This window comes from Synechococcus sp. UW140, assembly GCF_900474295.1.
Lineage (GTDB): Bacteria > Cyanobacteriota > Cyanobacteriia > PCC-6307 > Cyanobiaceae > Synechococcus_C.
In genome coordinates this window covers 149,777-159,106 of sequence record NZ_UCOB01000028.1, presented here as the reverse complement: position 1 = coordinate 159,106, position 9,330 = coordinate 149,777, and the positions used below count along the sequence as shown (strand labels likewise).

Below are 9,330 nucleotides of genomic sequence, written 5' to 3'. Positions count from 1 at the left end.
ATTCAGCTTGCGCTGAATCGCAAAGCCCCCGCCGCTAGGTGGGGGCTTTTTGTTGTTGATCTCAGTTGCCTGGAGCAGCATGCAAGCCAGGGGAATGGCGCTTGCTGTGAACGGACCCGCCGGAGATCAGTGGAGAGCGAACGGTCGCTTGATGGCTGTCGCATGGGGGATCTGCCTGGCTCTCCTGCTCGCACTTGGGGGCCCCAGTTCTGCCAATGCGATGCAGGACCAGGTGATCCGTGGTGGCTGGTATCCCTGGAAGCCCTATCAGTACCTCGAGAAGTCCGACGACATGCGCCGGATCACCGGTCTCGACGTGCAGCTTTTAAGGGCCGTGTTCGAAGACAATCTCGGTCGCACACTGGAGCTGCCACAGGTTGGTTGGGACCTACACCAGAAGCAGATCAGGAGCGGCGATCGGGATGTGGCCGGCGGGGCCTTCATGACGGAGGAACGCAGCCAATACGCCTATTTTTCCGAGCCATATCGAACGGAAGACATCATTCTGGTCAGTCGGTGGGATCAGCCCAGGGCCCGGGCCATGCTCCAACCATCGGTCTTCTCCCAGTCATTCCCTAAGAGCCAGCTGCGCTTGGGTGTTGTGTCGGGCTACGTCTACGGCGATGCGATTGATCAGTTCCTTAGAGCGCCATCCAACCGGGGCCGGTGGCTTTCCACGAGCACGGATCTGAACAACCTCCAGAACCTGATTGACGGCAAAGTCGATCTGGTGGCTATCGACAGGCTGGTGGGGGGCACGTTGCTCTGGGAGCAGGGCTTTTCAAGCCAGCTGGTTGCTGGCAATCAACCGATCTTCAGCGGCCCGATTGTGGTGCTGTTTAGTCGTCGCACCACCTCGCCAGCTCTGGTGAACGCCTTCAACCACGCCATGGAAACCTTGCGGCAGGAGGGGCGTTACAACCAGATTGTTCGTGACTATCTCTTCCCAACGCTGCTTGGTATGACCGCTGGGCAGCCCTGGTTTTTTGCGCTGGAAACCATTGGCACTGCTGCTTTTGCGTTCTCCGGAGTATTGCTGGCTCAGCAGGAACGATTCAGCCTCTTCGGTGCTTTTGTGCTGGCCAGCCTTCCTGCCGTGGGTGGCGGGATCCTGAGGGATCTGATTGTGAATCGCGACCGTCCTGCAGTGTTGCAGTCCGTCCACAACCTCACGATCGTGATTGTGCTCGTGCTGTTCAGTTACATCGTGATGCGTGCTCCGTGGCCTCGACGGCTGCCGCGTTGGACGCATCACCTAAGGCTGAATGGTGCCTGGATGATTCAGGTGCTGGATGCCCTTGGCCTGGCAGCGTTTACGGTGGTGGGTGTGATTGTGGCTGTTGAGGAACAATGTGATCCCCTGTTGATTTGGGGCCCTGTGTTCAGTGCCATGACCGGTGCTGGAGGGGCGATCCTTAGGGATGTCATCCGTGCTGATGCAAGCCATCCCACCTTGAGGCATGAGATCTATGCGGAGATCTCTCTGTTCTGGGGATTCGTCCTGTCACTGTTTATCAGCTTCTACGCCGATTCCAACAGCGTCAATCCGATTCCTCTGAATACAGCCGTCATTGTGACCGCCATCGGCTGTCTGATCACACGACTGGTGGTGATGCAACTGCAGATCAAGCCACCCGCCTTCAGCAGAATTAGCAAGCTGGGTGGCCAGTGAACACCAATGTCGTGGAGGTGTTGGTGTTCACTGGCTCCCTGGGTGCATTCACCAGGCTGGTTGGTTGCCTCGCACCTGTGGTTCATACCCTCCTTCCGATTCAGGAAGAAGCCATGTGACGGATCAGATCAATGCACTTGCAGCTGTAGGCCCATTCGTTGTCGTACCAGGCCACCAGCTTCATGAATTGATCATTGAGCGCCATCCCTGCTCCGGCATCAAAGACGGATGTGCAACTTTCACCGAGTAGGTCGTTCGAAACGATCGGGTCTTCTGTGTAGCCGAGAATTCCGGATAATCCGTTCTGGGATGCCCTTTTCATCGCCAGCTTGATCTCGTCGTAGCTGGTGGGGCGCGCCAGATTCACGGTGAGATCAACGACGGAGACGTCAGGCGTGGGGACGCGGAATGCCATTCCCGTCAGCTTCCCATTCAGCTCGGGGATCACGCGACCGACCGCCTTCGCCGCACCGGTTGAACTGGGAATGATGCTTTGACCGGCCCCACGTCCACCGCGCCAATCCTTGAGTGATGGGCTGTCGATTGGTTTTTGGGTGGCAGTGGTGGCATGCACTGTCGTCATCAGACCGCTGACGATGCCGAAGTTATCGTTGACGACCTTGGCCAGGGGAGCCAGGCAGTTGGTGGTGCAGCTGGCATTCGACACGATCGCCTGTCCCGCATAGCTGGTGTGGTTCACCCCCATCACGTACATCGGGGTGTGGTCTTTCGAGGGGGCACTCATCACCACCCGTTGGGCTCCAGCCTCCAGGTGTGCACGGGCCTTCTCCTCCGTCAAGAAAAAGCCCGTGCTTTCCAGCACGTAGTCGGCGCCCACCTCTCCCCAACGCAGTTGGTGGGGATTGCGTTCAGCCGTGACGCGAATCATGCGCCCATTCACCAGCAGCTGACCGTTCTCAACTCGAATCTCCCCCGGAAAGCGTCGGTGGGTCGAGTCGTAGCGAAGCAGATAGGCGAGGTAATCGATTTCGATCAGGTCGTTGATGGCAACCACCTCAACATCCGGGCAGGCCATGGCCTGCCGGAAGGCCAGGCGTCCAATGCGGCCAAAGCCATTAATGCCAATGCGGATGGACATGGAGGCAAGCCCTGCTGATACATCGATTTATAGAGGGGATATGGCACTTGGTCGCCTCCCTTTTTGGGGATGAAGACAGGCGTGGCTGCTGAGGCTGACTTCGCTCGCCTCATCGCGCAAGACGCCGCGTCATCTCATTGCTCTTCACCGTCACCAATCGTTCAGGTTCGGTTGCGGTCCTTCAGTGGTCGGGCTTGAGGGAGGGCGCTGCGGTGCTGTCTGAGCATCTGCTGGAGTGACGTTGTCCTGGATTGCCGGCTCTGGAGTCAGGCGGTGCTCTCTGTCCGCTGGCTTGGCTTCAGTTTCCGTTGTTGTCTCGTCGGAGCGTGTCGATGCGTTGGTTGCAGACGGCTCTTGACCTGCTTCGGTTGGCTGAGGCAGCAGGACTTGATCCAAGCGGCTGTCGAGTTCGATCGTCGGTGTCTTGGGTGGGGGACCGACCACTTCCACAGCGGTGCGTTCCACCACCAGTTGAAACTGCATCCGCTGACGCTTGTTGATCTCTTTCTGCACTGCTTTCACCTGTGTGAAGGTGGGAAAACGAGGGTCACTCACACTGACCAGGGCGCGGATGACTGGTGGTTGAACATCCCAATCAATTCGCACTGATTCAAGGTTCACCGCCTCGCTTTCAGGCACACCTTTCACATCGCCAAAGGTGATGGTTTCATCTTCGAGAAAACGACGAATCGTGATCTCCACGAGTTCTTTGATGTTGTCTTGATTTTTTGCCTGGAGCAGGCTGATGAAACTGCTGCCAAGGGGGACGACGAGTAAGCCAGTCAGCGCGAAGCTGGCTGCACTCAGGCGACTGCGTGTGAGTTGCTCGCGGAAGAATGGGTCTTTCCAGGCCATCAACATCAACCCTCCCGTCAGGATTCCCAGAAGGTTGGTGGAAAAGAGGAGGCCTGCGCCTGCGGCTAAGGACCAATTCTGTTGTGACAGCAACAGGCCCATCACGCACACCGGTGGCACCAGAGCCACGGCGATCGCCGTCCCTGCCAGGGAGCTCACTGCGTCGCTTCGCATTTTTGCGTAGCTAGCCAGTCCACCTGCAACGAGTGCAATGCCAAGGTCCAGCAGGTTGGGCATGGTGCGCGCTGTGACCTCGCTGCCGAACTGGGGCAGTGCGACCAGTGCACCCAGCACTGCAGATAAAACTGTCGTCAGCACGACCCCGATGGCCAGGGTGCTCAGTGATCGGCCCAATAGTCGAACGCGACCGAGCAGCACTGCAAAGGCACTGGCTCGCAAGGGGTGGATCCATGGCGCCACAACCATGGCCCCGATCACCACGGCAGTACTGTTCGCCAACAAGCCGAGGGTGGCAATCAGGCTGGCGCCGACGGTGAGAACGATGAAGGCTTCATCCAGTTCCGCATCGCGGCTGTAGCTGCGGTGCAGCCTTTCCAGCTTGGTCGGCTCCATGCCGCTCATCTGCAGCGTTCACCATCGATCTCCAGTTTGATTCAGTAGTGACCCTGCGCACAGATTGTTGAGACCCGTCTCAGCACCCTGCTTCGGTTTCAGGCAGAGGCTGAATGCAGTCGCCCTTCAACAATGAAAGACCTCATGCACGGTGCAGTCTGTGTTTGCACTGCTGCTTTTGTCGGATCTCTGGCAGCGGCAGGTTCGTTTCTGATCATCGAGGCTCTGCTGCCTGCTCACTCAGACGTTGCTCACTTAGGGATTGAGGGCAGGGATGTCAGTCTGAGCGGCCTCACTGATCGGGGATCATGAAACCCTGGCCCTCAGGCTCGCCTTTGAGTCTGGACTCCTGCGAGGCAGTGCTTCTTGGTGTTCCGATGCGGAAGCAAAGCCGATGACCTGACTTGAACAGGCGACCCACGCTTTACGAAAGCGTTGCTCTACCAGCTGAGCTACATCGGCGTCGACAGGAACTTAACATTCTGGACTGCAGCGCCAAGGGATTGAACGGTCAGAACCCCAATGGACAGTTGGATCCTGCCCTGAAGGAGAGGCTACTGAGAGAGTCACGCACTCCCTGGAGAGGGTTGCGCCGGTTGCTCTGGATCGCTCTCTTCGCCTCCGGTGGTCTCGGCCTGTTCGTGATGAGTTTTCGCGTCAGTGCTGGTGACCGCGTCGTGCTCTCCGACCTCGCCATCCAGATCGGGGCTGTCATTACCTTCGGAGGGCTGCTCTGGTTCGATCGCTCCAAGGACGGCTAATGGCGGGTCGGAAGCCACTGCTCCTGCTACAGGCGTGTCGTTTCTGTCTGTCGCAGGAGTTGAAGGTGTTGCAGAGAGGTCTTCGCTGATCGTGGTCGGGTTGTCCAGTTTGTTGCTGACATCCTCAGGCTGGTTCTGGTCTTCATCCTCACTGTCTTTCAGGGCGTGATCCTGCCCTGTCGTTTCTTCCACGATGTCGGCGCTCTCTTGTTGCCCAGCTGATGGGATTTCAGGAGTTTGGCGATCGTCTGTTGTGCCGCCGCTGGCATCGAGGGTGGTTGTTGCGGTGGATCTGACCGCTGACAGTTCGTCTGAATTGGCTGCAGGTGTTGTTTTCGGTGCTGTCGGCTGCGAATCAGGAGCAACCTCAGGTCCCCAGTCCAGGTCTGGCAGCCGGAGCAGACTCAGGCCTAACGACAGAGTTGTTTGTTGCAACTCGGCTTCGCTCAGTGGGGTGAAGCGGTCCAGGGCATCGTTGTCTCTGGTCAGTAGCCAACTGGCTTGAATCAGCTGATGCCATTGCCATAGGAGAAGGGTCAGTAGGGGCGCCGCAATCAGCAGGCTCCCCAGGCGGCTGCCGTGCTGCAGCGGGGACAAGTCCGCCACCAGCAGTGCGGAGGCATCGATCCACCACAACAACAGCAGCAAGGGCACGACACCTGTACTGCCAAGCAGTTTCAAAGGGAGAGTGGTGTGGGCCGCGCTGAGCTGGCGCTGGAGCTTGGTGCGATCGGCTAGGGGAAGACGCAGAAGGAGCAGTGATCCCCAGTCTGGTGATCGACGCCAGAGCAGGAAGGCTGGTGCAAGAGCCCCGATGCCCCAGGTCAAGAGTCTTTCCAGGGCAGGGAATGGGCCCAGGTCTGAGCCGGCGAGCACAAGTCGAAGCACCAGTAGCTCCAGTGGGATGGCTCCAAGGGCCAGACACTGAAGCCACAACAGGGGCTCGCGACGAGAACTCACGATGGATCGGGGCAGGGGGGGACGGTCAGGTGCTCAGCTTGCGGCGTTGGGTGACCATCTTGAAGCCTTCAATCCGGTCGCCTTCCTCCCAATTAGCAAAACGATCGCAGCCAATGCCGCACTCGAATCCGGTGGCGACTTCCTTGACGTCGTCCTTGTTGCGACGAAGGGAGTCGAGGTCGCCTTCGAACACCACTTCTTTGCCCCGACGGACGCGCACCTTGCAGTTGCGTTGCAGCTTGCCAGTGGTGATGTAGCAACCGGCCACGGCACTCTTGCCGATGGTGAACACCGCACGCACTTCCGCTTCTCCCAAGGCCTCTTCGACCAGCTCTGGTTCCAGTAGGCCTTCCATCGCCAGCTGAATGTCCTCGAGCAGTTTGTAGATCACGTCGTAATCGCGCACATCAACGCCCGTGGCATCTGCGGCGCGTTTCGCACCGGAGGCCATGGAGGTGTTGAAACCCACGATCACGGCACCGGAGGCGGCTGCAAGATCGACGTCCGTTTCCGTGATTTCACCAGGTGCCGAGAGCAGAACCCGAACCTGGACTTCGTCCTTCGGTAGCTGTTCCAGCGATCCGAGAATCGCTTCCACACTCCCTTGGACGTCGGCCTTGAGAATGAGGTTGAGCTCCTTGAGCTCGCCATCGCTTGCCTGGCCAGACATGGCTGTGAGCGATACACGCCTTGAGGCCATCTGTTGAGCCAGTCGGGTGGCACGGGCATCGGATGCCCTGTCTCCCACGACTGCGCGGGCGGATTTTTCGTCGGTATACACCTCGAATTCATCGCCTGCTGTTGGCACTTCACTGAAGCCAAGCGCCTCAACGGCGAAGGAAGGTCCGGCCTCCTTCATGCGCTTGCCGGCATCGTCGACCATGGCGCGGACTTTGCCAAGCACAGGGCCAGCCGCCAGAACGTCGCCTGTTTTGAGGGTGCCGTTCTGAACCAGCAGCGTGGCCACGGGCCCCTTCGCCTTGTCGAGATGCGCTTCGATCACGGTGCCGCGGGCCATGCGATCGGGATTGGCCTGTAGGTCTTCCACTTCGGTGACCAGCAGGATCATTTCCAGCAATTTGTCGATGTTTTCGCCCTTGATGGCACTGACGGGCACCATCACGACATCGCCGCCCCATTCTTCTGCCAACAGGTTCTGATCTGACAGTTCCTGTTTGACGCGGTCTGGGGAGGCACCTTCCTTGTCGCACTTGTTGATCGCAACCACGATCGGCACTTCGGCAGCACGGGCATGGCTGATGGCCTCCAGGGTCTGAGGCCTGACGCCATCATCGGCAGCGACCACCAGAACAGCGACGTCGGTCACCTTGGTGCCACGGGCACGCATGGCAGTAAAGGCTTCGTGACCAGGAGTGTCGAGGAAGGTGATCTTGCGGGGTTGGTTGTTGTGTTCAACCTCCACTTGGTAGGCGCCGATGTGCTGGGTGATGCCGCCTGCCTCGCCAGCAGCAACGCGCGCTTTTCGAATCGCATCCAGCAGGCTCGTCTTGCCATGGTCGACGTGGCCCATCACCGTGACCACGGGCGGACGGCGGATCAGATGCTCGAGGTCTTTCTCCTCGATCATCTCGACGGTCTTCTTCGCAGCTTCCTCCACATCGTCCTGGAGTACCGGTACTCCGAATTCGTCGGCCACCGCCTCGATGGTCGGCATATCCAAACTTTGGGTCACCGTGGCGATGATGCCCTTGAAGAACAGGGATTTGATGATTTCGGAGCTCTCCACACTGAGCATGTCGGCAAGCTCCTGCACCGTGAGGTTGTCCTCCGGCACAACGATCATCTCGGGCCTGACCTGCTTGGCCTCGCGGGCAGCGCGAAGCTCCATGGCCCGTCGCCGCTGACGCTGACGGGCTGTCTCCTTGCGGCGCTTGCGGACGGCAGCCACCGGTTTCGGCGTTGAGCGCTGCTGTGTCTTTGGCTTAGAGGGACGAGCCAGGCTTGCAGAGAGCACCATGGCCTGCTGCTCACCTGCGAAGCCGCCGGTCTGTGCAGCCAGGGCATCATCGTTTTCTCCAATGATGTGGACCTTTTGCCGCTGCTTCTGGGGAGAACGGCTGCGGAGTGCTTCCAGCTTGGCGCTGTCATCCCAGTCGGGTCGTCCGGGACGACGTTGACCACCTGCACCAGGTGCGGGTCGGTAACCAGGACGGCGGGGTGCGGCTGCAGGCGATGGCGATGTGGCCGGCCGTGCGATTGGGGGCACCGCCTTTCGGGTCGGTCCTTCGGCCGTGCGAGGCGTTACCGGTGAGCCATCGGCGCGGCGCGGCGGCGGTGCTCCAGGGCGCCCACTCGGTTTTTGCAGCTGCATGAGCTCACCGGGTGCCATCGGCTTGCGCATGCCGCTGGGCATGCCCGGACGACTTGGAGGCGCGGGTCGGCCACTGCCATCGCGACCTCCTGCTCCCTGACCATCGCGACGGATGGGCTTACCTACCAATTCGAGGGTGTTGCCGCCCGCGCGTGCTGCTCCGGGCCGTCCGCCTGCAGTTTTGCTGGCTCCGGGACGGGACGGAGATCCAGGCCTTTGAGGGGCACCGGGTCGTTGCGGCATGGCGGGCCGCTGATTTTGGCTACCGGCCTGACTTGGACGTGGGCTGATGCCAGGGCGTTGTCCGTTGGCGGCTCGCGTCGGAGGCCCAGGAGGACGTTTCGGCTGAGGCCGTCCCACCAGTTCCGGTCTGGCTGGCGGTCGTTGGGGTGTAGGTGCGCTGCGTTTGACCGGGGGTGGAGCTGCTGGTCGGGGAGCTCCGCCTGCTTTGGCCTGAACTGGTCTTGGGCTTGGTGTGAGCGGCTTGCTGGCCACGGGCTTTGCACTGGGTGCTGCGGGCCGCGGCTGCGGTGCCGTGGGCTTGCTCACAGATGCTGCCGCCGGTCGTGCTGGTGGGGTTTTGGCTTCCGGAACGGGATTGGCAGGCGCTGCAGCCGCTGGGCGGCTGACCGGGGCACTGGCTGTCGATTGGCGCGCCACAGGTTGCTTAGGCGCCGACGGAGTCGAAGCTTTGGAGGGTTGTGGAGCTTTGGCCGCCACCGGCGCGGTTGGCGATGGTTTTGCTGCCACGGCTCTGCTCGGTGCGGCAGCAGCTGGCTTGACCGGGGATTTTGCCGGTGGTGCCACTGGAGCCTCCGCTTTCTTTACGGACAGGATGGCTTTGCTCGCAGACGGTTTGGCTGGTGCCGCTGGTTGCATGCCTTTCTTGAGCAGGCCGCGGATCTTGCCTGCTTCTGTCTCACTGATGGAGCTGCTGTGGCTTTTCGCCGCAATGGACAGCTTTTCAGCGGCATCAAGCACGTCCTTGTTGTCCAGGCCAAGGTCCTTGGACAGCTCATAAATTCTGACTTTGCCGCTGCTGGTCATTCAGGTCTCCGGTCGGTCCGGGCACGGAGTG

Annotated in this window: 5 protein-coding genes, 1 tRNA gene and 1 pseudogene; 2 read left to right on the top strand and 5 right to left on the bottom strand. The window is 60.1% G+C overall.

The genetic code is table 11. The features are described 5' to 3' along the window. The first annotated feature begins 94 nt into the window (after nt 1–94). Nucleotides 95–1,672, top strand: a complete 1,578-nt coding sequence (locus DXY10_RS12150) for a TRIC cation channel family protein (RefSeq protein ID WP_244282291.1) — start codon at nt 95–97, stop codon at nt 1,670–1,672. A gap of 100 nt (nt 1,673–1,772) precedes the next feature. On the opposite strand, the gene gap is transcribed toward DXY10_RS12150, so the two are convergent. The 3 genes from gap to DXY10_RS12130 form a co-directional block, all read right to left on the bottom strand. After that, a complete protein-coding gene (gene gap / locus DXY10_RS12145; protein ID WP_115019624.1) occupies nt 1,773–2,771 on the bottom strand; it encodes a type I glyceraldehyde-3-phosphate dehydrogenase in 999 nt (332 codons plus the stop codon). 150 nt (nt 2,772–2,921) lie between these two features. Then, on the bottom strand, nt 2,922–4,199 hold the full coding sequence (locus DXY10_RS12140; RefSeq protein WP_244282290.1) for a DUF389 domain-containing protein: 1,278 nt from the start codon (nt 4,197–4,199) through the stop codon (nt 2,922–2,924). 389 nt (nt 4,200–4,588) lie between these two features. Beyond that, nucleotides 4,589–4,661 (bottom strand) — tRNA-Thr (locus tag DXY10_RS12130). Between the two features lie 41 nt (nt 4,662–4,702). Between DXY10_RS12130 and DXY10_RS12125 the strand changes: the two genes are divergently transcribed. Further along, nucleotides 4,703–4,960, top strand: coding sequence for a DUF3493 domain-containing protein (locus tag DXY10_RS12125; RefSeq protein WP_371411155.1), 258 nt, complete (start codon nt 4,703–4,705; stop codon nt 4,958–4,960). Between the two features lie 402 nt (nt 4,961–5,362). On the opposite strand, the pseudogene DXY10_RS12120 reads toward DXY10_RS12125, so the two are convergent. Next, nucleotides 5,363–5,920, bottom strand: a pseudogene (locus tag DXY10_RS12120) (low-complexity tail membrane protein); the annotation flags it as partial. A gap of 25 nt (nt 5,921–5,945) precedes the next feature. Then, nucleotides 5,946–9,299 carry a translation initiation factor IF-2 gene (gene infB / locus DXY10_RS12115; protein ID WP_115019620.1) on the bottom strand — a complete coding sequence of 1,118 codons (3,354 nt, stop codon included), beginning with the start codon at nt 9,297–9,299 and terminating at the stop codon, nt 5,946–5,948. Between the last annotated feature and the right edge of the window lie 31 nt (nt 9,300–9,330).

Excerpts from the sequence above, each read along its gene's own strand:
- DXY10_RS12150 (WP_244282291.1), top strand. The coding sequence starts at position 95 with ATGGCGCTTGCTGTGAACGGACCCGCCGGAGATCAGTGGAGAGCGAAC.
- gap (WP_115019624.1), bottom strand. The coding sequence starts at position 2,771 with ATGTCCATCCGCATTGGCATTAATGGCTTTGGCCGCATTGGACGCCTG.
- DXY10_RS12140 (WP_244282290.1), bottom strand. The coding sequence starts at position 4,199 with ATGGAGCCGACCAAGCTGGAAAGGCTGCACCGCAGCTACAGCCGCGAT.
- infB (WP_115019620.1), bottom strand. The coding sequence starts at position 9,299 with ATGACCAGCAGCGGCAAAGTCAGAATTTATGAGCTGTCCAAGGACCTT.